This window comes from Ottowia beijingensis, from assembly GCF_042680925.1.
Classification (GTDB): domain Bacteria; phylum Pseudomonadota; class Gammaproteobacteria; order Burkholderiales; family Burkholderiaceae_C; genus Ottowia; species Ottowia beijingensis.
Genome location: NZ_JBHUEP010000004.1, coordinates 115,706 through 138,086, shown reverse-complemented (window position 1 = coordinate 138,086; position 22,381 = coordinate 115,706). Strand labels below are relative to the sequence as shown.

The 22,381-nt window shown below is 67.6% G+C and carries 19 protein-coding genes; 13 read left to right on the top strand and 6 right to left on the bottom strand.

What is annotated here, in order from left to right; translation table 11 throughout:
• Window positions 1–4: 4 nt before the first annotated feature.
• From ACFSCU_RS02800 to ACFSCU_RS02780, 5 genes are read right to left on the bottom strand one after another with little or no spacing between them, the layout of a single operon-like run.
• The gene (locus ACFSCU_RS02800; protein ID WP_333705178.1) at window positions 5–1,471 is read right to left on the bottom strand and encodes a glycosyltransferase family 2 protein; all 1,467 of its coding nucleotides are present in this window, start codon (window positions 1,469–1,471) and stop codon (window positions 5–7) included.
• Entirely contained in the window at window positions 1,471–2,553 is a 1,083-nt protein-coding gene (locus tag ACFSCU_RS02795) for a HEAT repeat domain-containing protein (protein ID WP_333705177.1), read from the bottom strand. The genes ACFSCU_RS02800 and ACFSCU_RS02795 overlap by 1 nt, the downstream gene beginning before the upstream one ends.
• Entirely contained in the window at window positions 2,522–3,742 is a 1,221-nt protein-coding gene (locus ACFSCU_RS02790; RefSeq protein ID WP_377559839.1) for a YaiO family outer membrane beta-barrel protein, read from the bottom strand. The genes ACFSCU_RS02795 and ACFSCU_RS02790 overlap by 32 nt, the downstream gene beginning before the upstream one ends.
• Window positions 3,739–4,176: a response regulator transcription factor gene (locus ACFSCU_RS02785; RefSeq protein WP_180550041.1), complete on the bottom strand. Its 438-nt coding sequence runs from the start codon at window positions 4,174–4,176 to the stop codon at window positions 3,739–3,741. The genes ACFSCU_RS02790 and ACFSCU_RS02785 overlap by 4 nt, the downstream gene beginning before the upstream one ends.
• Window positions 4,173–5,867: a hypothetical protein gene (locus tag ACFSCU_RS02780; RefSeq protein ID WP_377559838.1), complete on the bottom strand. Its 1,695-nt coding sequence runs from the start codon at window positions 5,865–5,867 to the stop codon at window positions 4,173–4,175. The genes ACFSCU_RS02785 and ACFSCU_RS02780 overlap by 4 nt, the downstream gene beginning before the upstream one ends.
• 260 nt (window positions 5,868–6,127) lie before the next feature.
• Here ACFSCU_RS02780 and ACFSCU_RS02775 point away from each other — a divergent pair, with 260 nt between their 5' ends.
• The 9 genes from ACFSCU_RS02775 to ACFSCU_RS02735 all read left to right on the top strand — a co-directional run bounded on the left by ACFSCU_RS02775 (window position 6,128) and on the right by ACFSCU_RS02735 (window position 16,641).
• Window positions 6,128–8,062, top strand: coding sequence for an AMP-dependent synthetase/ligase (locus ACFSCU_RS02775; protein ID WP_333705174.1), 1,935 nt, complete (start codon window positions 6,128–6,130; stop codon window positions 8,060–8,062).
• 62 nt (window positions 8,063–8,124) lie between these two features.
• Complete coding sequence (locus tag ACFSCU_RS02770; protein WP_377559836.1) at window positions 8,125–8,910, top strand: ABC transporter ATP-binding protein; 786 nt, start codon at window positions 8,125–8,127, stop codon at window positions 8,908–8,910.
• Window positions 8,911–8,929: 19 nt separating this feature from the next.
• Window positions 8,930–9,859 (top strand): branched-chain amino acid ABC transporter permease, encoded by a 930-nt coding sequence (locus ACFSCU_RS02765; protein ID WP_333705173.1) that lies wholly within the window; start codon window positions 8,930–8,932, stop codon window positions 9,857–9,859.
• A gap of 156 nt (window positions 9,860–10,015) precedes the next feature.
• The gene (locus ACFSCU_RS02760; RefSeq protein WP_333705172.1) at window positions 10,016–11,080 is read left to right on the top strand and encodes a branched-chain amino acid ABC transporter permease; all 1,065 of its coding nucleotides are present in this window, start codon (window positions 10,016–10,018) and stop codon (window positions 11,078–11,080) included.
• A gap of 223 nt (window positions 11,081–11,303) precedes the next feature.
• Complete coding sequence (locus ACFSCU_RS02755; protein WP_377559833.1) at window positions 11,304–12,608, top strand: ABC transporter substrate-binding protein; 1,305 nt, start codon at window positions 11,304–11,306, stop codon at window positions 12,606–12,608.
• A gap of 63 nt (window positions 12,609–12,671) precedes the next feature.
• Complete coding sequence (locus ACFSCU_RS02750) at window positions 12,672–13,526, top strand: ABC transporter ATP-binding protein (RefSeq protein ID WP_180550039.1); 855 nt, start codon at window positions 12,672–12,674, stop codon at window positions 13,524–13,526.
• 277 nt (window positions 13,527–13,803) lie between these two features.
• Complete coding sequence (locus tag ACFSCU_RS02745; protein ID WP_180550038.1) at window positions 13,804–15,054, top strand: phenylacetate--CoA ligase family protein; 1,251 nt, start codon at window positions 13,804–13,806, stop codon at window positions 15,052–15,054.
• A 135-nt stretch (window positions 15,055–15,189) separates the two neighbouring features.
• The gene (locus tag ACFSCU_RS02740; RefSeq protein WP_333705168.1) at window positions 15,190–16,173 is read left to right on the top strand and encodes a tripartite tricarboxylate transporter substrate-binding protein; all 984 of its coding nucleotides are present in this window, start codon (window positions 15,190–15,192) and stop codon (window positions 16,171–16,173) included.
• A 90-nt stretch (window positions 16,174–16,263) separates the two neighbouring features.
• Complete coding sequence (locus ACFSCU_RS02735) at window positions 16,264–16,641, top strand: hypothetical protein (RefSeq protein WP_180550037.1); 378 nt, start codon at window positions 16,264–16,266, stop codon at window positions 16,639–16,641.
• Between the two features lie 102 nt (window positions 16,642–16,743).
• Here the strand turns inward: ACFSCU_RS02735 and ACFSCU_RS02730 are convergent, their stop codons facing one another.
• Window positions 16,744–17,082, bottom strand: coding sequence for a DUF1840 domain-containing protein (locus tag ACFSCU_RS02730; RefSeq protein WP_180550036.1), 339 nt, complete (start codon window positions 17,080–17,082; stop codon window positions 16,744–16,746).
• A gap of 156 nt (window positions 17,083–17,238) precedes the next feature.
• On the opposite strand from ACFSCU_RS02730, the gene ACFSCU_RS02725 reads away from it, so the two are divergent.
• From ACFSCU_RS02725 to ACFSCU_RS02710, 4 genes are all read left to right on the top strand, one after another.
• The gene (locus tag ACFSCU_RS02725; RefSeq protein WP_377559831.1) at window positions 17,239–19,698 is read left to right on the top strand and encodes a bifunctional salicylyl-CoA 5-hydroxylase/oxidoreductase; all 2,460 of its coding nucleotides are present in this window, start codon (window positions 17,239–17,241) and stop codon (window positions 19,696–19,698) included.
• Window positions 19,699–19,700: 2 nt separating this feature from the next.
• Window positions 19,701–20,165 (top strand): MarR family winged helix-turn-helix transcriptional regulator, encoded by a 465-nt coding sequence (locus ACFSCU_RS02720; RefSeq protein WP_180550035.1) that lies wholly within the window; start codon window positions 19,701–19,703, stop codon window positions 20,163–20,165.
• Complete coding sequence (locus ACFSCU_RS02715) at window positions 20,162–21,019, top strand: enoyl-CoA hydratase family protein (protein WP_180550034.1); 858 nt, start codon at window positions 20,162–20,164, stop codon at window positions 21,017–21,019. The genes ACFSCU_RS02720 and ACFSCU_RS02715 overlap by 4 nt, the downstream gene beginning before the upstream one ends.
• Window positions 21,020–21,163: 144 nt before the next feature.
• The gene (locus ACFSCU_RS02710; protein ID WP_377559828.1) at window positions 21,164–22,351 is read left to right on the top strand and encodes an acyl-CoA dehydrogenase family protein; all 1,188 of its coding nucleotides are present in this window, start codon (window positions 21,164–21,166) and stop codon (window positions 22,349–22,351) included.
• Window positions 22,352–22,381: the final 30 nt, after the last annotated feature.

The following is a 22,381-nucleotide window of genomic DNA, read 5'->3' as shown; positions in this document are numbered from 1 at the left end:
GGCATCAGGGGGCGGGCGCGGGCGGGCCGGCAGCCTCGCCCAGCGCGGCTGTGCGGGTCATGGTGCCCCAGACCTGCTGCTTGCCGCGCATCCAGCGCCACAGGCCCTGCAGGCGCCACAGGCTGACCATCTGGCGGTAGCCCAGATTCTCGGCCAGCGCCATGGCGGCCAGCACCGCGATCTGGCGCGGCCGCGGGTACAGGCCGGAGGCCAGCGCCTCCAGCAGCAGGGCCAGCGCGGAGATCATGAAACCCAGCGACAGCGCCAGCAGCAGCATGGCCAGAAAGCCCGTCCACTGCACCCAGCCCAGCACCGCACCCACCAGCAGCGCCACATAGCCGAACAGCTCGATCACCGGGCCGAGCAGCTCGAAGGCGACGAAGAATGGCATGGCGATCCACCCCAGTTGCCCGCTGCGCGGGTGCAGCAGCAGCCGGCGGTGCAGCATCAGGCTTTCGGCCAGGCCGCGTTGCCAGCGGGTGCGCTGGCTGCGCAGCACCGAAAGGGATTCGGGCGCCTCGGTCCAGCACAGCGGCTCGGGCACGCTGGCGATGCGGTAGGGCGCGCCACGCAGGCGGTAGCGCTCGTGCAGGCGCACGATCAGTTCCATGTCCTCACCGATGGTGTTGGTGCGGTAGCCGCCCGATTCGATGATCACCCGCCGGCCGAACAGGCCGAAGGCGCCGGAGATGATGAGCACCGTGTTCGGCAGCGTCCAGCCCAGCCGGCCGATGAGGAAGGCGCGGATGTATTCGAGCACCTGCATGCGCGCCAGAAAGCCGCGCCCGAGGTCGATGCGTTCGAGCTGGCCGCCGCTGATGCGGCAGCCGTTGGCGATGGCGATGGTGGCGCCCGAGGCGATCACGCGCGAATCGTCGACAAAGGGCTTGACCACGCGCGACAGCGCATCGCGCCGCAGAATGGAATCCGCATCCACCACGCACACCAGCCCGTGGCGGGCGCAGTTGATGCCGGCGTTGAGCGCATCCGACTTGCCGCCGTTGGCCTTGTCCACCACGCGCAGGTTGGGGTAGCGGCGCGAGCGGTAGATGGCGCGTATCTCGGCGCAGGGCAGCGGCTGGTCGATGGCTTCGGGAAACACCTGCAGTCCGAAGTGCCGGATCAGCTCCTGCAGCGTGCCGTCCTTCGAGCCATCGTTGATGACGACGATCTCGTAGCGCGGGTAGTCGATCTGCAGCATCGAGCGCACCGATGCCACGATGCCCGCCGCCTCGTTGTAGGCCGGCACCAGCAGGCTGATAGGCAGGTTGAACTCGCCATGCGACAGCGGCAGCAGGTTGAAGCGGCGCCGGTCGCGATAGCGCCGCAGCGCCCTGAAGGCAAACCAGCACAGGCCCACGGTGGCGAATTGCAGGACCAGCACGTAGGCCAGCAGCACCCACTGCAGCGCCAGGAACACCGGGCCGACGAGTGCGTCGATGGCGCCGGTCAGGGCGCTCAGCCATTCCATCAGGCCTCCTTGCCCGCTGCGCGCAGCGCGTGTTCGGCGCGCGCTTGCGTCAGCACGGCATGGCCCGGGCCGGCGGGCACGGCGGCATGCAGCGCGGCGAGGTGCGTAGCCGGCAGGCCGGGCAGCTGCGCCAGCGCGCGCGCTGCCTGATAGCGCACCTCGCCCTCGACATCGTTCACCATGATCGACAACCCGAGGGCGTCATCCTGTGTGCCGACGCGGCCCAGGGCGGCCGCGGCCTGCACGCGCACGCGTGCGTCGGGGTGGCCGCGCAGCGCGCGCACGGCGCCCGCCAGCTGCGGCGAACGGGTGAGCATCAGCGCCGCCTCGAGCACGTCCGCCGGTTGCACCAGGTGCAGAAAGCGCACCAGCGTGGGCGCGTCGCCGTCGATGCGGGCCGTGCGCAGCAGGCGCAGCAGGCGCGCCGCGCTGCCGCTATGGTGGTCCTGCAGCGCCTGGCGGAACAGGGGGTGCAGCACCTCGGTCGGGACTTCTGCCAGCATGGCCGCGATGCGCACCAGCGGCCAGTCGGGCCGCAGCGCGATCTGCGGCAGGAAGTGGGGCAGGAAGCCCGCCGCATCGATCTGCAGCAGGCTGCGCACGGCCATCAGCGACAGCACCGGGTCGGGCTCATGCGTGATGCGCTCCAGCGGCTGCAGCGCCTCGCGCGCGCGCATGCGCCCGAGCACGCTGACGGCCAGCATGCGCCGGTGCAGCGCCCGGTGCCCGAGCCAGGTCAGCGCCGATTTCTCGAACCGCAGCTCCTGCGCCAGGGCTGCCAGGCGTTCGCGTGCGGCGCCTTGCACCAGCTCCGTGATCTCCAGCCACAGGTGCAGCACCACCCCTGCATCGCCCTGCGACCATGGTGGCAGCGGCTGCGGTGCGCCCGACATGGCGTGAAAGAACAGCGGCTTCCAGCGGGCGCGCACCTGCTGCAGCGCACGCTGCTGCCGGCGCGCCAGCACGTGCACGCCGGCCGTCGCCAGCAGCAGCAGGGCCGACAGCCCGAAGGTCAGCGCGGATGCGGTCAGCAGCGCGTCGACCGAAGGCTCAGAAAGTCCGCCGTACTCCCAGGCGGACACCCGTTCGAGCGTAGCCTTGACGGTAGCGATTCCATCCCACATCCCAGATCAACGCCCATTGAGTTGAGAGTTCATGCCGACCCGAAAGCCCCAACGCCCGGAAGGGCCGCGTTTGCAGACGGTTGCCGTCGTGTTCGGTCTCGCGTCCCCAGCCCACGGTCAGGCCCACCCAGTCGCGGTCGGTGCGGTGGTAGGCCCATTGCAAGCGGTGCGCGAGGGCCGCACGCGCGCCCTCGGGCGCTCCCATGAACAGCGTGTAGCCAAGCCGTTGCTGGCCCCGATAGTGTTCGACCCCCATGTTGGCCTGGTAGGAGCTCCCAGAATCATAGCGCGCGATGCGTGCGCCAGCGCCGATCTCCCAGCCGCGCGGTAGCGCGTGCTGCAGCTGCACGAGCAGGCGGTTGGACGGCCGCACCCGGTGGGTCGGGCTGAACGCGCCTTCGATCTGCAGCGTGGTCAGCGGTGCCAGCGGAACGAGGCCACCGAGTTGCGCGAAATCGTCGCGCAGCCCGAAGCGGCGCCCGTGCTCGACGCTGCCATAGACGAGGCGCCGCTCGCCCAGGTGCTGCTCCAGCGCGAGCTGCACCACCTGCCAGTCCCCGCGGCCGCCGTTCAGCGCGTCGTGCGAGCCGCTCAGCTCGACCACGGTGCGCCGGGCGCCGGTTAAGCCCGCGCGTGCAAGGCGGCCCAGCGCCACTTCGGCCGCGGGCTTGTCCAGCGCCGGGAACAGCCACCCGCTTTGAGCAAAGGCGTGGCGCGCGCGTTCGCGCAGCGTGCGCGCCTGGTCGCGCAACGCCGGGTCGCCGGTTTCGAGCAGGGCGCTGATTTCGGCGCGCCAGACATCCTGGTACGCCGGTGCCAGGGCGCGGGCGCGGCCCAGCAGGGGCAAGGCTGCGCGCGGCTGGCCGCGGCCGCGCCAGACCTGGGCCATGCCGAGCAGGTAGTCCGTGTTGTCGGGCGCGCGTGCCAGCAGCTCGTCGTAGATCGGCTGGGCTTCATCCCAGCGCTGCTGCCAACTCAGTGCGCGCGCGAGATCGAAGCGGGCGGCTTCGTCGTCCGGATGGACCGACAGGCGCTGGCGCGCGTCGCTCTCGAGCTGCTCGCCCGACGGGGCGGCCATGGCCGTGCCGCTGCAGGCCAGCAGCGCCCAGCCCAGCAGGCCCGCCAGGAGCGCGCGTGTCATCGTCATGGCCGCGCCACGCGGATGCGTCGCCGCACCCGGGCCTTGAGCTCTTCCAGCTGGAAGGGCTTGACGATGAAGTCGTCGGCGCCGGCATCGAGCGCGCGGGCGATGTCCAGCTCGGTCCCCTTGGACGAGAGCATCAGGATCGGCACGTCGCGCCAGCGCGCGTCGGCCCGAATGGTTTCGATCAGCTCAAAGCCGTCGTGGTAGGGAAGGTCGATGTCCAGCACCGCCAGTGCTGGCGGTGCCGACTGCTCGATGGCCTGCCGTGCCAGACGCCCATCCGCTGCATGCGTCACGACATAGCCTTCGCGCTCGAGGATGAAGCGCAGCATGTCGGCGGCCAGGCCATCGTCTTCCACCATCAGCACCTGAAGTCCTCGGTCGGCGGATGCGGCCGGCGGGCTGCCGTGCGGGGCGGATGCTTGCTCGGGCGTCATTGGTCAGGGGTGCCGTCGAGCCCATGCAGGGCCACGCCGGCGAAACTGGGCCAGGGCCACCAGTCGGGCGACAGCGCTTCCACGGCGGCGGCCAGGGCCTCGGGGCGACCGGCAAAGCTGATGTTGTCGCCGGCAAAGGCGCGCTGGTGCGTGAAGCGGAAGGACTGGCCAGGCAAGCCGGCACGCGCGTCATTCAGCAGCACGAGCGCGAAGTGCGGCCCCACGGGCAGCAGCCACAATTCGCCGCCGTCCGCGCTGGGCTGGTAGTGGCGTCGTACTTCATCCGGTATGGGGCCGTATTCGAGCGCCATGGTGACCTTGCGGCCCTGGCGGGCCCCCCAGGCCAGGAAAGGTTGCGCCCCCCTGCGCACCGCCTGCAGGTCGGTGCGATAGTTCATGATCGTCAGGCTCACGCCCAGTGGGGCGAGCCGGTCGAGCGCGCTGGGGCCCCAGTGCGGGTCGCTGCCCCACCAGACGGGCACCACCAGATCCAGTGGCCAGCCGTCACCCAGCGTCTGGCGCGCCAGGGCGGCGAGTTGCAGATAGCGGTCGCGCCAGGCAGCGGGATCGAGCCGGTAGCCGGGCAGCAGGTAGGGCTCGATGTCCAGTTGCACGCCTGCCAGCGCCGCGTCCGGTGGTGCATCGCGGTTGTAGGCGCGGTACGCCTGCAGGCGCTGCACGAGCGCTGCTTGCTGCGCTGGCAGCACGTCGGCCGGGTCGCCAATCACCGCCCACACGCGCAGGCCGCGCTCGGACGCGCGTGCCAGAAAGTCGCGCAGCAATGGTTCGTTGCGCACCTGGGCGCCTTCGGTCGGCACGGTGATGAACACCGTGGTCAGGCGATGCCGCTCCTGCAAGGTCCAGATGCGCTCCGGCGTGTCGCTCCACATGGCCGGTGACCATACCCAGCCCGCGCGTTGCGGCAAGGTCGGCCGCAGCGCAAGCGCGGCGATGTTGATGCGCGCGCCCTCCGGCGGGCAGATCACCGAGAGCGCGCGCCAGGGCTGGCTGCTGGCGGGAACCTCGAAGCTTGAAGTGCGCAACGCATTCCCCAGGGCCGAGGTGCCGAGCACAAGGGGCACCTCGCGCTGCTGGCGCGGTGCATCGGCGATGGCCCAGGTCACCTGGCCGTGTCCGTTGGCCTGCAACAGCAGATGGTGCGGGCGATCACCGGGCCAGCCGTCTTCGGGCATCCAGACGAACCCGGCGGGCGCCAGCCCCGCCGCGCAGATCAGCAGTTCGCCGTCGACGCGCGCCCGTTCCTCGCTGCCGAAGGCGCGCCAGACGGGGCGTGGTGGCGCCAAGACCGTTTCTGGCGAAGCCGTGGGATCGCTGTCTGGTGCAGCGATGGCGATGAGATCGCTGACCTCCAGCTTCTGGCCTTGGACCACACCTTGAAGGCCAATGCCTGCTTTCAGCCGGAGAGCGTCCTGGCGGGAAACCAGGGTGCTCCAGGCCACGTCGGCGCCGCCGATGGGCAAGGCAGTCGCGCTGCAGGCGCGCGCGTTTTCCGGCAGGGGAACATCTGACAGCCGCAGCGTGATTTGCCGTCCGTCCGCTTCAAGAAAGCGTTGCTGCACAGGCGCTGCGGCAGACGGTGGGTGCGCGTCGATCGATTCGCACACGGTGAGGATGCCCGCCTGAGCGATGGAAGCCAGCGCCAGCAACGATCCGCCCAACAGAAGAAGCAAAGACGCGACCGTGTTCATGGTTCAGGGTGGAGGCGACATCGAAGCCAATGACCCGACGCGCCGGGAGCTCGGGATTCTAGGGGTTGGGCATCGTCGCGCAGCCCTGGGGCACGCGGCGGCGGTTAGGGTAAGACCGGATCAAAACGGCTATCAATTGTCGTCCAAACGACAACATGGCGTCAAAGTGCCGCCGTACCATCGAACTCATTCAGCGGCCCGGCGAAGTACCGGGTCGCACAGCGTAAGGAGACAACGCCCTCATGGCGACCACATTCCCCCGCCTGCTGCAAAAGCACGCCAGCGAGCGCCCGCAGGATCCGGCGCTGCGTGAGAAGGAATACGGCATCTGGCAGACCTGGAGCTGGCAGCGCGCGCTGGGCGACGTGCGCGCCCTGGCCTCGGGCCTGGCGGCGCTCGGCTTCACGCCGGGGCAGAACCTGGCCATCGTGGGCGACAACCGCCCGCACCTGTACCTGATGTTCATTGCCGTGCAGGCACTGCGCGGCGTGCCGGTGCCGATGTACCAGGACGCGGTGGCGGCCGAGATGGCCTTCGTGCTGGAAGACGCCGAGGTGCACTTCGCCTTCGCCGAGAACCAGGAGCAGGTCGACAAGATGCTGGAACTGCGCGAGTCGGTGTCCGGCCTCACGCACATCATCTACGACGACCCGCGCGGCATGCGCAACTACAGCCAACCGGGTCTGATCAGCGTGGACGAGCTGATGGCACTGGGCAGCCAGCACGACCAGGCGCATCCGCAGCTGTTCGACGACTCGGTGGCGCAGGTGCAGTCCGATGATGTGGCGGTGATCCTCTACACCTCGGGCACCACCGGGCGCCCCAAGGGCGTGTGCCAGACGCACGCCAGCTTCATCGGCTCGGCCGAGGGCGGCGTGCTGACCGACGGGCTGACGGGCAAGGACAACGTGCTGTCGTACCTGCCGCCGGCCTGGGTGGGCGACTTCCTGTTCTCGCTGGCGCAGTGGCTGGTGGCGGGCTTCACCATCAACTGCCCCGAGTCGAGCGAGACGGTGAGCATCGACATGCGCGAGATCGGCCCGACGTATTACTTCGCGCCGCCACGCGTGTTCGAGGGCATGCTGACCTCGGTGTCGATCCGCATGGAGGACGCGGCCAAGTTCAAACAGTGGATGCACCGCAGGTTCATGGCCGTGGCCGGTCGCGTGGGTTCCGACATCCTGGACGGCAAGCCGGTGGGCGGCGCCGACCGCCTGATGTACGCGCTGGGCAACTTCCTGGTGTACGGCCCGCTGAAGAACGCCATGGGCCTGTCGCGCATCCGCGTGGCCTACACGGCCGGTGCGGCCATCGGGCCCGAGCTGTTCAAGTTCTTCCGCTCCATCGGCGTGAACCTCAAACAGCTGTATGGCCAGACCGAGACCTGCGCCTACGTCTGCATCCAGAAGAACGGCCAGGTGAAGCTGAACAGCGTGGGCCAGGCCGCGCCGGGCATCGAACTCAAGATTGCCGACAACGGCGAGGTGCTGGTCAAGGGTGTCTCGGTGCTCAAGGAGTACTACAAGCGCCCCGACGCCACGGCCGAGGTGATCGACGAGAACGGCTACTTCAAGACCGGCGACGCGGGCGTGCTCGACCCGGATGGCCATCTCATCATCATCGACCGCGCCAAGGACGTGGGCAAGATGGCCGGCGGCGCCATGTTCGCGCCCAACTACATCGAGAACAAACTCAAGTTCTTCCCGCAGATCAAGGAAGCCGTGTGTTTCGGCCATGAGCGCGACAAGGTCTGCGCCTTCATCAACATCGACTTCGAGGCCGTGGGCAACTGGGCCGAGCGCCAGGGCCTGCCCTATGCGGGCTACGTCGACCTGGCCGGCAAGCCCGAGGTGCTGACGATGATGAAGGACTGCGTCGAGAAGGTGAACGCCGACCTGGCCAGCGAGCCAGGCATGGCCGACACGCAGGTCCAGCGCTTCCTGGTGCTGCACAAGGAACTGGACCCGGACGACGACGAGCTGACCCGCACGCGCAAGGTGCGCCGCGGCTTCATCGCCGAGAAGTACGGCGTGCTGATCGACGCGCTGTATTCGGGCAAGGCCGAGCAGTTCATCGAGACCGCGGTGAAGTTCGAGGACGGGCGCACCGGCAAGGTGTCGGCCAATCTGCAGATCCTCGATGCCAAGACTTTCGCCCCTGTGAGGAGCGCGGCATGAGTGATGTGAATGCTCCTGAAATGGTAGCTACCAGCGCCCGTCCCGCAAGCGCTGAAGGCCAATTGGGCTCAAAAAATATCGGCGACGTGATTCTGGACATCCAGAACATCAGCCTGCGCTTCGGCGGCGTGAAGGCGCTCACCGACATCTCGTTCAACGTCAAGGAGCACGAGATCCGCGCCATCATCGGCCCCAACGGCGCCGGCAAGTCGTCGATGCTCAACTGCATCAACGGTGTCTACACGCCGCAGGAAGGTTCGATCACCTTCCGCGGCAAGACCTTCAGCCACATGAACTCGCGCCAGGTGGCCGAGATGGGTGTGGCGCGCACATTTCAGAACCTGGCCTTGTTCAAGGGCATGAGCGTCCTCGACAACATCATGTCGGGTCGCAACCTCAAGATCAAGAGCAACATCCTGCTGCAGGCGCTGCGCATCGGCCCGGCCGAGCGGGAGGAGATCCGGCATCGCGAATTCGTCGAGCAGATCATCGACTTCCTCGAGATCCAGGCGCACCGCAAGACGGCGGTGGGCCAGTTGCCCTACGGCCTGCAAAAACGCGTCGACTTAGGAAGAGCGCTGGCCATGGAGCCGCAGGTGCTGCTGCTGGACGAGCCGATGGCCGGCATGAACGTGGAGGAGAAGCAGGACATGAGCCGCTTCATTCTCGACGTCAACGAGCAGTTCGGCACCACCGTCGTGCTGATCGAGCACGACATGGGCGTTGTGATGGACATCAGCGACCGCGTGGTGGTGCTCGACTACGGCAGGAAGATCGGCGACGGCACGCCGGATGAAGTGCGCAACAACGAAGACGTGATCCGGGCCTACCTGGGTACCAGCCACTGATCGCGCGGAGACAAGACAAATGGGATTCTTTCTCGAAACCCTGCTCGGCGGCCTGATGACCGGCATGCTGTACGCGCTGGTCGCGCTGGGCTTCGTGCTGATCTTCAAGGCCAGTGGCGTGTTCAACTTCGCGCAGGGTGCGATGGTGCTGTTCGCGGCGCTGGCGATGGCGCGCTTCTCGGAGTGGATTCCGCGCTGGCTCGGCATGGAGCAGGGGGTGATCAGCGTGCTGCTGTCCATCGTGGTCAGCATCGTCATCATGATCGGCGTGGCCTACGCAGTAGAGCGACTGGCGCTGCGGCACCTGGTCAACCAGGAGCCGATCACGCTGCTGATGGCCACGCTGGGCATCGCCTACCTGCTCGACGGCCTGGGGCCGATGATCTTCGGCAGCGCCGTCTACAGCATCAACGTGGGCATGCCCAAGGAGCCGGTGTTCATCCTCGAGGGCCTGTTCGACGGTGGTGTGCTGGTCAGCAAGGAGGACCTGTACTCGGCCATCATCGCGGCGGTGCTGGTGGCGGCGCTGACGCTGTTCTTCCAGAAGACCAAGACCGGCCGCGCTCTGCGTGCGGTGGCCGACGACCACCAGGCCGCGCAGTCCATCGGCATTCCGCTCGGGCGCATGTGGGTCATCGTGTGGTCGGTGGCCGGTGTGGTGGCGCTGGTGGTGGGCATCATCTGGGGCAGCAAGCTGGGGGTGCAGTTCTCGCTCTCTCTGGTGGCACTGAAGGCACTGCCGGTGGTGATCCTGGGCGGCCTCACCTCGCTGCCCGGCGCCATCATCGGTGGGCTGATCATCGGCGTGGGCGAGAAGCTGTCGGAGGTGTACCTCGGCCCGATGATCGGCGGGGGTATCGAGACCTGGTTCGCCTACGGCCTGGCGCTGTGTGTGCTGCTGGTGCGCCCGCAAGGCCTGTTCGGCGAAAAAATTATTGATCGCGTATGAAATTCGCGATGACAGCACCGAAGGGGCTTCGCGGCTTGCCGCGAAGAAAGAATTTTTCGGCGAAGACTCACTTTGCGTCAGCAGGGTTAAGCGAAGCGGGTCGGAGCCAAAAAATCATCGATCGCGTCTGAGCGGCGGCGAGAAGAGAGACAAGCCATGTTCTACCGAGAAAACGGCCAGTTCAAGACGAGCTACCGCGCGGACCAGCAGATATTTCCCATCGCGCAGGACCGCGTGGCCATCTTCGCGGTGCTGGTGCTGGCCTTCGTCGTGGTCCCGATGCTGGCCACCGACTACGTGTTCCAGGCGATGCTGATCCCCTTCGTCATCATGGCGCTGGGCGCGCTTGGGCTGAATATCCTGGTCGGCTACTGCGGCCAGATCTCGCTGGGTACCGGCGCCTTCATGGCTGTGGGGGCGTATGCCGCCTTCAACCTGCAGGCGCGCTTCGACGGCATGCCGCTGCTGCTGGCGCTGCTGGGGGGCGGGCTCATCGCCATGGTGTTCGGCATGGTGTTCGGCCTGCCCAGCCTGCGCATCCGCGGGTTGTACCTGGCGGTGGCCACGCTGGCGGCGCAGTTCTTCATGGACTGGCTCACCAGCCGCGCGGCGTGGGTCACCAACCACTCCTCGTCCGGCTCGGTGAGCGCCGGTCAACTGTCGATCGCCGGCTGGCAGATCGACACGCCGATGGAAAAGTACCTGCTGTGCCTGGCCATCCTGTGCCTGATTGCCCTGGCCGCCAAGAACCTGGTGCGCAGCGCCATCGGGCGCGAGTGGATGGCCATCCGCGACATGGACGTGGCCGCCGCCGTGATCGGCATCCGCCCGATGTACGCCAAGCTCAGCGCCTTCGGCGTCAGCAGTTTCATCGTCGGCGTGGCGGGGGCGCTGTGGGCCTTCGTGCATCTGGGCGCGTGGGAGCCGGCGGCGTTCAGCATCGACCGCTCGTTCCAGTTGCTGTTCATGATCATCATCGGCGGGCTGGGCTCCATCGTCGGCAGCCTGTTCGGCGCCGCGTTCTTCGTGCTGCTGCCGCTGTTTCTGAACTACGTGCCGCACTGGCTGGGCCTGCCCCTGTCCACCGCCACGGCCACCTACCTGGAGCACATGATCTTCGGCGCACTGATCGTGTTCTTCCTGATCGTCGAGCCGCACGGCCTGGCACGCCTTTGGTCCACGGCGCGCCAGAAGCTGCGCGTGTGGCCGTTCCCTCACTAAATATGCACCTCCCTGAGTCGCTTCGCGCCTTCCCTCCTCTCCTGTCGGAGGAGGGGCAACGCCAGTGGCCGGCACAGGTCCGGCCACGGCGTTCGCTGGCCTGGCCTGCTCCGCGGCCATCGGTGGTGGGGGTGCTTGATCCCTGCTCTGGTTCACCCTGACATCCGGTCGTTTCGCTGAGTCGTTTTTTCCGTTGCTTCAATCAACACCGAAGGAGACATCCATGAAGCTTTCCAAGACCTTGATCGCCGCCGCCGTGGTCGCGGCCTCGACGCTCAGCTCCGGCGCTGCGTTCGCACAGGAGCAATTCATCCCGCTGCTGGTGTACCGCACCGGCCAGTTCGCCCCGCTGGGCATTCCATGGGCCGACGGCAAGCAGGACTATCTGAAGCTGGTCAACGCGCGCGGCGGCATCAACGGCGTGAAGATCGCCTATGAAGAGTGCGAGACCGCCTACGACACCGCCAAGGGCGTGGAGTGCTACGAGCGCCTGAAGAACCGCGGCGGGGGCGCGGCCGGCTTTGACACGCAATCCACCGGCATCACCTTCGCCCTCACCGACAAGGCGGCGGGCGACAAGATGCCCATCATCACCATGGGCTACGGCCTGTCGCAGTCGGCCGACGGCCGCGTGTTCGAGTGGAACTTTCCCTTCATGGGCAGCTACTGGACGGCGGCCGACGCCATGATCCAGGACATCCTGAAGAAGGAGAAGGGCAGCCTGAAGGGCAAGAAGATCGCACTGGTCTACCACGACTCGCCCTACGGCAAGGAGCCGATCCCGCTGCTGCAAAAGCGCGCCGAAAAGGAGGGTTTTCAGCTGCTGATGCTGCCCGTCACCGCGCCCGGCGTCGAGCAGAAGTCCACCTGGCTGCAGATTCGTCAGCAGCGCCCCGACTACGTGCTGCTGTGGTCGGCCGGCGTGATGACGCCCGCCGCCATCCGCGAGGCACAGGCGACCAACTTCCCGCGCGAGAAGATCTACGCCATCTGGTGGGCCGGCTCCGACCACGACGTGAAGGACATCGGCGCCGGTGCCAAGGGCTACAACGCCGCCACCATCCACAACACGGCCGAGCGCGACAAGGTGCATGACGACGTCAAGGCCATGCTCTATGACAAGGGCCAGGGCACTGCCAAGGACCCGAAGGAACTGGGCGCCATGGCCCACACGCGTGGCATGGTCATCTCGATGCTGCAGGTGGAGGCCATCCGTGCCGCGCAAGAGAAGTTCGGCAAGGGCAAGGTGATGACGTCCGAGCAGGTGCGCTGGGGCTACGAGAACCTGAACCTGACGCAGGAGCGCCTGAACGAGCTGGGCTTTGGCAAGATCCTGCGTCCCATCCAGACCAGCTGCACCAACCACCTGGGCACCGACTGGGCGCGCATCGCGCAGTGGGACGGCAGCGGTTGGAAGGTGGTGTCCGACTGGTACCAGGCCGACAAGTCGCTGGTCGAGCCGCTGGTCAAGGAGTACGGCGAGCGGTATGCCAAGGAAAAGAACATCAAGATGCGTGACTGCAAGTAAGGGGCCGAGGGCGGCGCCCGTTTCGGCGGGCGCCGCCGGTACTGAATCTGTTCTGGAGCCTGCATGAGCCAGCTTGTCACCGAAGCCCCCGCCACGGCGGCCGCGCCTGCCGGCGCGGGGGCGCCGTTGCTCGTTGTCAACGGCATCGAGGTCATCTACAACCACGTGATCCTGGTGCTCAAGGGCGTCTCGCTCACGGTGCCCAAGAGCGGCATCGTCGCCATCCTGGGCGGCAACGGCGCGGGCAAGACGACCACACTGCGCGCCATCTCCAACCTGCTCAAGGGCGAGCGCGGCGAGGTCACCAAGGGCAGCATCGAGTACAAGGGCGAGCGCATCGAGGCGCTCACGCCGGCCGATCTGGTCAAGCGCGGCGTGGTGCAGGTGATGGAGGGGCGCCACTGCTTCGCCCACCTGACGATCGAGGAAAACCTGCTCACCGGCGCCTACACCCGCACCGACAAGGCCGAGATCGCACGCAACCTGGAAAAGGTCTACGCCTACTTCCCGCGCCTGAAGACGCGCCGCACCAGCCAGGCGGCCTACACCTCGGGCGGCGAGCAGCAGATGTGCGCCATCGGCCGCGCGCTGATGTGCAATCCCGACATGGTGCTGCTGGACGAACCCAGCATGGGCCTGGCGCCGCAGATCGTGGAAGAGGTGTTCAACATCGTCAAGGACCTGAACAGCAAGGAAAAGACCACCTTCCTGCTGGCCGAGCAGAACACCAACATGGCGCTGAAGTACGCCGACTACGGCTACATCATGGAAAGCGGCCGCGTGGTGATGGACGGCAAGGCCAGCGACCTGGCCAGCAACGAGGACGTCAAGGAGTTCTACCTGGGCGTGGGCGGTGGCGAGCGCAAGAGCTTCAAGGACGTCAAGAGCTACAAGCGGCGCAAGCGGTGGCTGGCTTGAAGCAGCCGGACAGCCGAACAGCCGGACGCAGAGGACGCCAAGGTTTCGCAGAAGACGCAGAAGAAGCAGCCAAGAAATGGGTTCTTTGCAGTGCGAATGGCTTGTGTGCAGGCGCGGCGCTTGCGCCCCATGAAACCCCCTCTCCCGCTGGGAGAGGGCGGGGGTGAGGGCCATTCCGGCTCCATCGAGATATGTGGATGAAAACAGCTGCCAGCGCTTTTCCCTTCAGCGCCGGAAGCTATCAAAACAAAAGCAATCGCCAACCAAGGATGACGCCATGAGCGAATTCTTCGACGCCCTGGAAACCCGCGACCCTGCCGAACGCGAGGCCGCGCTGATGGCCGCGCTGCCGCGGCAGATCGCGCACGCGCAGGCGCACAGCGCGGCGCTGGGCGAGATCCTGGCTGGTGTCGATGCGGCGGCCGTCACCTCGCGCGCCGCGCTGGCGCGCCTGCCGGTCACGCGCAAGAGCGAGCTGCTGGCGCGCCAGCAGGCCAGCCGTGCGGCGGGGCGCGACGCCTTCGGCGGCTTTGCCGCCGTGCGCTACGGCCCCGCCATGCCGCGCCTGTACGCCAGCCCCGGCCCCATCTACGAGCCAGAGGGCACGGCGCGCGATTACTGGCGCGCCGCCCGCGCCATGGTCGCGGCCGGCTTTCGCGCCGGCGACCTGGTGCACAACGCCTTCAGCTACCACATGACGCCCGGCGCCTTCATCATGGAAAGCGGCGCGCACGCCGTGGGCTGCACCGTTTTCCCTGCCGGCACCGGGCAGACCGAGCAGCAGCTGCAGGCCATCGCCGACCTGAAGCCGCAGGCCTACCTGGGCACGCCCAGCTTTCTGCGCATCCTGGTCGAGAAGGCGGCCGAGAGCGGCAGCGACATCGCCAGCCTGAAGAAGGGCCTGGTCGGCGGCGAAGCCTTTCCGCCCAGCCTGCGCGACTGGTTCAGCGAGCGCGGCCTGGCCGTCTACCAGAGCTACGCCACCGCCGACGTTGGCCTGATCGCCTACGAAACCGCGTCGCGCCAGGGCCTGGTGCTGGACGAGCACTGCATCGTCGAGATCGTGCGCCCCGGCACCGGCGACCCGGTGGCCGAAGGCGAGGTGGGCGAGGTCGTCGTCACCGTGTTCAACCCCGACTACCCGCTGGTGCGCTTCGGCACCGGCGACCTGTCGGCCGTGCTGCCGGGCACCTGCCCCACCGGCCGCACCAATGCGCGCATCAAGGGCTGGCTGGGCCGCGCCGACCAGACCACCAAGATCAAGGGCATGTTCGTGCACCCCGGCCAGGTGGCCGAGATCGTCCGGCGCTTTCCTGAAGTGACGCGCGCGCGCCTGGTCGTCAGCGGCGAAATGGCCGACGACCGCATGAAGCTGCTCATCGAATCCGCCGGCGCGCAGGGCCTGGGCGAGCGCGTGGCCGAGGCCGTGCGCGACGTCACCAAGCTGCGCGGCGAGGTCGAGGTGGTGGCGCCTGGCAGCCTGCCCAACGACGGCAAGGTCATCGAAGATGCGCGCAGTTACAAGTGAGTTGGCGGCAAGATGACGCCGAAGCCGGCATCTTGTTTGCGGATCGTCAAACATCGGTAAACGCCCGGATAGCCAGCGGCGTTATCAATCGTTACCATTCGCCGTTTTTTTGACCATTCGCAAGGAGTCCTGTCGATGTCCCCTCTGTTCAAACTCTCGCTCGCCGCCGGCGCAGCCGTCATGGCCCTGGGCGTGCAAGCGCAGGGCTTTCCCGCCAAGCCGATCACGCTGATCGTGCCCTTTGCCGCTGGCGGCCCCACCGACAAGGTGGCGCGCGACCTGGCCGAAGCCCTGCGCAAGCCCCTGGGCGGCGCCACCGTGGTGGTCGACAACGCGGCCGGCGCGGGCAGCACCATCGGCACCGCCAAGGCCTTCCGCGCGCCGGCCGACGGCTACACGCTGCTGGTGGCGCACATCGGCATGGCCACCACGGCCACGCTGTACCGCAACCCCGGCTTCAAGTACGACGAGTTCGAATACCTCGGCCTGATCAACGAAGTGCCCATGGTCGTCGTCGGCAAGCCCGGCCTGGCCGCCAAGAACTGGGCCGAGCTGAGCAGCTGGATCACCACCAACAAGAACAAGGTCAACCTGGCCAACGCCGGCCTGGGCGCCGCCTCGCACCTGTGCGGGCTGATGCTGCAGAACGCGCTCAAGACCGAGCTGACCACCGTCCCCTACAAGGGCACCGCGCCCGCCATGACCGACCTGCTGGGCGGCCAGGTCGACATCATGTGCGACCAGACCACCAACACCACCAGCCAGGTCGAGGCCGGCAAGATCAAGGCCTACGCCGTCAGCACCGCCAAGCGCCTGACCACGCCCGCCGTCTACAAGGACCTGCCGACGCTGGACGAGGCCGGCCTGAAGGGCTTCGACGTGTCGATCTGGCACGGCCTGTACGCGCCCAAGGGCACGCCCGCCGCCGTGCTGAAGACGCTGAACGATGCCCTGAAGGCCGCGCTGAAGGACCCCGAGTTCATCAAGAAGCAGGAAGGCCTGGGCGCCGTGGTGGTGAACGACGCGCGTGCCAACCCGGCCGAGCACAAGAAGTTCGTCGCCGCCGAAGTCGCCAAGTGGGGCGCCGTCATCAAGGCCGCCGGCCAGTACGCCGACTGATGGCCTGATCACCCGACCGACCGGGTGATAACCTGAAGCCGCGCGAGGGGTTCGTCCCTCACGCGGCTTCTTCTTTTTCCGGGGCATCCCATGAACCCGCCACCGCTGCGCATCGTCGATTCGATCACCGAGCTGAAGCCCGGCCTGGACGCCGGCTGCCTGGCCGTGAGCGGCTCGCACGGCGGCATCAGCTCGGCGCAGTACGCGCTGGCGGCGCGGCCGCTGATCGCCGTGTTCAACGATGCCGGCGTGGGCAAGGACGAAGCGGGCCTGGCGGCGCTGCCCTTCCTGCAGGGCCACGCCATCGCCGCCTGCACCGTGGCGCACACCAGCGCGCGCATCGGCGAGGCGCACAGCACGCTGGCCGATGGCCTCGTCAGCCACTGCAACGCCGCCGCGCGGGCGCTGGGCGTGGCGCCGGGGCAGCGCTGCCAGGCGTTGGTCGAGGCGCTGCAGGCACGCTGCTGAAGGCCGCGGCGGATTCGCTGATCTAGGGGAGTATATGCATCCAGCGCCCGTCCCTCGGGCGCTAGCAGCTTGGCGGGTGGGGAGTATATGAAGCGCGCGCCGTCACACGCCCCACACCACGTCCTTGCCGGCGGCGGCGCTGCGCTCCAGCAGTTCGATGAAGGGCGTCACGCGCTGGCGCAGAGTCACCAGGTCGGTCCTCGCCTTGGCCTCGTCGACCTCGTCCTGCGGCGAACGCTCGTCGCTGGCGGCCTGCGGCTGGCCCATCGCCTCGCGCCGCTGCACCTCGGCCTTCAGCGCGGCCACGGCGGCGGGCACCTGCTCCACGGTGATGATGCCCGTGGGGCTGGCCGGCTTGCCGATGATCTGAAGCACCTCCTCGGCGTTCAGCTTGAGCATGATGACGTCGGCGGCTTCCTGGGATTTGAACTTGTAGAGCATGGCTTCTCTCCTCGGTGGTTGATTCGTGCGCGCGACCCATCGCCCGCAGATGCCCATCCATTGTGCCGCGAGCCGCGACCCCTGCATGACAGCTGCATCACCGAATCCTGAGAAGCCCTCTTGACAGTCGATTGTTCATGTCTAAACAATGTAGACATGAATCAAATGTCCTGCATCGTGTGCATCGGCGGCGGCCCGGCGGGGCTGTACTTCGGCCTGCTGATGAAGCAGCAGCGCCCCGACTGCCGCGTGGTGGTGGTCGAGCGCAACCGCCCCTACGACACCTTCGGCTGGGGCGTGGTGCTGTCCGACCAGACGCTGCAGAACATGCTGGTGGCCGACGCCGAAAGCGCGCGCCTGATCGGCGACGCCTTCAACCACTGGGACGACATCGAGGTCTTCTTCAAGGGCCGCAGCGTGCGCTCCACCGGACACGGCTTCTGCGGCATCGGGCGCAAGCACCTGCTCAACATCCTGCAGGACCGTTGCCAGGCGCTGGGTGTCGAACTCGTGTTCGAGACCGACGTGACCGACGACCAGGCCATCGCCGCGCAATACGGTGCCGACCTGGTGATCGCCAGCGATGGCCTCAACAGCCGCATCCGCACGCGCTACCGAAGCGTGTTCCAGCCAGACATCGACACGCGCCTGTGCCGCTTTGTCTGGCTCGGCACCCGGAAGACCTTCGACGCCTTCACCTTCGCCTTCGAGCAGACCGAGCACGGCTGGTTTCAGGCCCACGCCTACAAGTTCGACGACAGCACCTCGACCTTCATCGTCGAGACGCCCGAGGCGGTGTGGAAAGCGCACGGACTGGATCAGATGAGCCAGCAGGAGGGCATCGCCTTCTGCGAGAAGCTGTTCGGCCAATACCTCGATGGCCATCCGCTGATCAGCAACGCGACCCACTTGCGCGGCTCGGCCATCTGGATCCGCTTTCCGCGCGTGATCTGCAAGACCTGGGTGCACCGCGAGCGCATCGGCGGCAAGACGGTGCCCATCGTGCTGATGGGCGACGCGGCGCACACGGCGCACTTTTCCATCGGCAGCGGCACCAAACTGGCGCTGGAGGATGCCATCGACATGGCGAATCAGTTCGCCGCGAGCGGCGAGGAATTCGCCACCGGCGCCGACATCGACACCGTGCTGCAGCGCTACGAGGACACGCGCAGCGTGGAAGTGCTGAAGATCCAGAACGCCGCGCGCAACTCCACCGAGTGGTTCGAGAACGTCGACCGCTACACGGGCATGGAGATCGAGCAGTTCGCCTATTCGCTGCTCACGCGCAGCCAGCGCATCAGCCACGAGAACCTGCGCCTGCGCGATGCGGCCTGGCTAGAGGGCTACGAGCGCTGGTTCGCGCACACCCGGCCGGCGCCCCGGGGTCTTGAGCCAAATCGGCCTCTGGCGCCCGCTCCGTCTGCGCAAGCAGCTATTCAAAGTGAAGCAATCGTGCCGCCCATGCTCACGCCCTTCACGGTGCGCGGTCTGACGCTGAAGAACCGCATCGTCGTCTCACCCATGGCGCAGTACAGCGCGCGCGATGGCGTGCTGGGCGACTGGCACCTGATGCACCTGGGCGCGCGCGCCGTGGGCGGTGCGGCGATGACCATGGTCGAGATGACCAGCCCCACGCCCGAAGGCCGCATCACCCCCGGCTGCCCGGGGCTGTACAACGACGCGCAGCAGGCGGCCTTCCAGCGCATCGTCGACTTCTTCCACCAGCAGAGCGACGCCGCCATCGGCCTGCAGCTGGGCCACAGCGGCCCCAAGGGTTCGACCCAGCTCGGTTGGGAGCAGATCGACGAGCCGCTGAAGGATGGCAACTGGCCGCTGCTGGCCGCCAGCGGCGTGCCCTATGGCGAGCAGAACCAGACGCCGGGCGAGATCACGCCCGCCGAGATGGCGGCGCTGAAGGCTGCCTTCGTTGAATCCACCCGCCGCGCCACCGCCATCGGCTTCGACTGGCTCGAGCTGCACTGCGCGCACGGCTACCTGCTGTCGTCCTTCATCAGCCCGCTGACCAACCGGCGCAGCGACGAGTACGGCGGCTCGTTGGAGAACCGTTGCCGCTACCCGCTGGAAGTGTTCAGTGCCATGCGCGCAGCGTGGCCGGCCGACAAGCCGATGAGCGTGCGCATTTCCGCGCACGACTGGGCGCCGGGTGGCCTGACACCGGACGACGCCGTGCGCATCGGCGCGCTGTTCAAGGCCGCGGGTTGCGATGTGATCGACGTGTCCAGCGGCCAGACTACGCGCCAGGCCAGGCCGGTGTATGGCCGCATGTACCAGACGCCGTTCGCCGACCGCATCCGCAACGAATCGGGCATCGCCACCATGGCCGTGGGCGCTATTCAAGAGGCCGACCACGCCAACAGCATCATCGCCGCCGGCCGCGCCGACCTGTGCGCCGTCGGCCGTCCGCACCTGGCCGACCCGGCGTGGACGCTGCACGAGGCCGCCAGACTGCAAAGCCGCGCCGTAACCTGGCCGAACCAATACCTGAGCGGACGCGACCAGCTGTACCGCGAGATGGAAAAGCAAAAAGCGATGCAAGCGCAGGCGGGGCAGGCGCTGGCAGCTATGGATAGTGAAGCTAACGGGCAGCGTGCCTGAGCATGGACCTGGAAGCCCGCGCCCACGCCGAACACCCCGAGGAGCTGCGCCTGTGGCTGCGCCTGCTGGCCTGCACGCAGCTGATCGAAAAGCAGATCCGCACTGACTTGCGCGAGCATTTCGATACCACGCTGCCGCGCTTCGATTTGATGGCGCAATTGGAGCGCGCGCCCGATGGCCTGCGCATGAACGAGCTGTCGCGCCGGCTGATGGTGACCGGCGGCAACGTCACCGGCATCACCGACCAGCTGGAGGCCGAGGGCCTGGTCGAGCGCGCCGAGGTTGAGGGTGACCGCCGCGCCTACCTGGTGCGGCTCACGCCCAAGGGGCGCAAGCAGTTCAACGCCATGGCGCAGGCGCACGAGGCCTGGATCGTCGATGCCTTCGCGGGCTTGAGCCCGCGCGACATCCAGACGCTGCACGCGCTGCTTGGCAAGGTCAAGCAACATTTTCAGGAGACGGCATGAAGCACTACATCGGCGCGGGCAATCCCATGCGCCCGCAGTTCGACGCCCGCGCGGCCTACCAGGCGCGGCACTTCAGCTGGCAGTGCGATGCCGACGGCGTGGGCACCGTCACGCTGAACCGGCCCGAGCGCAAGAACCCGCTCACCTTCGACAGCTACGCCGAACTGCGCGATTTGTTCAACGGCCTGCGCTATGCCACCGACGTGAAGGTGGTCGTGGTGACGGGCGAGGGCGGCAACTTCTGCTCGGGCGGCGATGTGCACGACATCATCGGCCCGCTGACGAAGATGACCATGCCCGAACTGCTGGAGTTCACCCGCATGACGGGCGATCTGGTGAAGGCCATGCGCGGCTGCCCGCAGCCCGTCATCGGCGCCATCGACGGCGTGTGCGCCGGCGCCGGCGCCATGATGGCCTTGGCCTGCGATTTGCGCTACGGCACCGAGAAGACCAAGACGGCGTTCCTGTTCACCCGCGTGGGCCTGGCCGGCGCCGACATGGGCGCGTGCGCGCTGCTGCCGCGCGTGATCGGGCAGGGGCGCGCCAGCGAGTTGCTGTTCACGGGCCGCGCCATGACGGCGCAAGAGGGCTTCGCCTGGGGCTTCTTCAACGCGCTGCACGACAGTGGCGAGTTGCTGGACAAGGCGCAGGCCATGGCGCGCGAGCTGGCCGCCGGCCCGACGTTTGCGCACGGCATGACCAAGACCATGCTGAGCCAGGAATGGGCCATGACCATCGAGCAGGCCATCGAGGCCGAGGCGCAGGCGCAGGCCATCTGCATGCAGACGCAGGACTTCCGTCGCGCCTACGAGGCCTTCGCGGCGAAGCAAAAGCCGGTGTTTGGGGGCGACTGAAGCCAACAGCCAGTACGCAGAGGACGCAAAGATCACGCAGAGGACGCAGAAGAAGCCAAGAAGAATGTTTTCTGACTCTTTTGCGACCTCTGCGAAACCTTTGCGTCCTCTGCGTCCGGTATTCATGAAAGCGCCACCTGAACCATGACCCCCTCCACCGACCACCTCGCCCTGCCGTTCTTCGACGCCGCCCACCGCGACATCGCCGCGCGCCTGCCCGAGTGGGCCGCCGCGCAGGACGTGGACGAGCGTGACGACCGCGCCGCCTGCCGCGACTGGGTACGGCGGCTGGGCGATGCGGGCTGGCTGCGCTACTGCGTCGCCGCCGAGCACGGTGGCGCATTGCCCGCGCTCGATTCGCGCGCGCTGGTGGTGCTGCGCGAAACGCTGGCCTTCCACTCGCCGCTGGCCGACTTCGCCTTCGCCATGCAGGGCCTGGGCAGCGGTGCGATCTCGCTCGGCGGCACGCCGGCGCAGCGGGCGGCCTACCTGCCGGCGGTGGCGCGCGGCGACAAGATCGCGGCCTTCGCGCTGTCGGAGCCCGACGCAGGCTCCGACGTGGCCGCCATGCAACTGCAGGCCACGCCGGCGCGCGCTGACTGCGTGGCCGATGAGCCCGACGGCGCCCTCATGCTGGATGGCCGCAAGACCTGGATCAGCAACGGCGGCATGGCCGACTTCTACTGCGTGTTCGCCAAGACCGACCCGCAGGCCGGCAGCCGCGGCATCACCGCCTTCATCGTCGACCGCGGCACGCCGGGGCTGGATGATTCGGCCCACATCCACGTGATGGCACCGCACCCGCTGGCTGAGCTGGTGTTCACGCGCTGCCGCGTCGAGGCCGACCAGCAACTGGGCGAACGCAATGGTGGCTTCAAGCTCGCCATGCAGACCCTCGACATCTTTCGCGCCAGCGTGGCCGGTGCCGCACTGGGCATGGCGCGGCGCGCACTGGCCGAGGCCATCGACCACGCACGGCGCCGCCGGATGTTCGGCCAGACGCTGGCCGACTTCCAGCTGACACAGGCCAAGCTGGGCGAGATGGCGGCGCTGATCGACGCCGGCGCGCTGCTCACCTACCGCGCCGCCTGGATGCGCGACACACAGCAAGGCTCGATGAAGGAGCGCAGCGTTGCCGCCGCCATGGCCAAGATGACCGCCACCGAAAACGCCCAGCGCGTGATCGACATGGCCCTGCAGATGCATGGCGGCCTGGGCGTGAAGGTGGGCACCAAGGTCGAATCGCTGTACCGCGACATCCGCAGCCTGCGCATCTACGAAGGCGCGACGGAAGTGCAGCAACTCATCATCGGCAAGGCGGTGCTGGCATGACGGCAGCGCCGGCATGTCACTCCCTCCCCC

Bases quoted from the DNA above. Each gene is read 5' to 3' on its own strand.
- ACFSCU_RS02800 (WP_333705178.1), bottom strand. From the start codon at position 1,471: ATGGAATGGCTGAGCGCCCTGACCGGCGCCATCGACGCACTCGTCGGC.
- ACFSCU_RS02790 (WP_377559839.1), bottom strand. From the start codon at position 3,742: ATGACGATGACACGCGCGCTCCTGGCGGGCCTGCTGGGCTGGGCGCTG.
- ACFSCU_RS02785 (WP_180550041.1), bottom strand. From the start codon at position 4,176: ATGACGCCCGAGCAAGCATCCGCCCCGCACGGCAGCCCGCCGGCCGCA.
- ACFSCU_RS02775 (WP_333705174.1), top strand. From the start codon at position 6,128: ATGGCGACCACATTCCCCCGCCTGCTGCAAAAGCACGCCAGCGAGCGC.
- ACFSCU_RS02765 (WP_333705173.1), top strand. From the start codon at position 8,930: ATGGGATTCTTTCTCGAAACCCTGCTCGGCGGCCTGATGACCGGCATG.
- ACFSCU_RS02760 (WP_333705172.1), top strand. From the start codon at position 10,016: ATGTTCTACCGAGAAAACGGCCAGTTCAAGACGAGCTACCGCGCGGAC.
- ACFSCU_RS02755 (WP_377559833.1), top strand. From the start codon at position 11,304: ATGAAGCTTTCCAAGACCTTGATCGCCGCCGCCGTGGTCGCGGCCTCG.
- ACFSCU_RS02750 (WP_180550039.1), top strand. From the start codon at position 12,672: ATGAGCCAGCTTGTCACCGAAGCCCCCGCCACGGCGGCCGCGCCTGCC.
- ACFSCU_RS02745 (WP_180550038.1), top strand. From the start codon at position 13,804: ATGAGCGAATTCTTCGACGCCCTGGAAACCCGCGACCCTGCCGAACGC.
- ACFSCU_RS02740 (WP_333705168.1), top strand. From the start codon at position 15,190: ATGTCCCCTCTGTTCAAACTCTCGCTCGCCGCCGGCGCAGCCGTCATG.
- ACFSCU_RS02735 (WP_180550037.1), top strand. From the start codon at position 16,264: ATGAACCCGCCACCGCTGCGCATCGTCGATTCGATCACCGAGCTGAAG.
- ACFSCU_RS02730 (WP_180550036.1), bottom strand. From the start codon at position 17,082: ATGCTCTACAAGTTCAAATCCCAGGAAGCCGCCGACGTCATCATGCTC.
- ACFSCU_RS02725 (WP_377559831.1), top strand. From the start codon at position 17,239: ATGAATCAAATGTCCTGCATCGTGTGCATCGGCGGCGGCCCGGCGGGG.
- ACFSCU_RS02720 (WP_180550035.1), top strand. From the start codon at position 19,701: ATGGACCTGGAAGCCCGCGCCCACGCCGAACACCCCGAGGAGCTGCGC.
- ACFSCU_RS02715 (WP_180550034.1), top strand. From the start codon at position 20,162: ATGAAGCACTACATCGGCGCGGGCAATCCCATGCGCCCGCAGTTCGAC.
- ACFSCU_RS02710 (WP_377559828.1), top strand. From the start codon at position 21,164: ATGACCCCCTCCACCGACCACCTCGCCCTGCCGTTCTTCGACGCCGCC.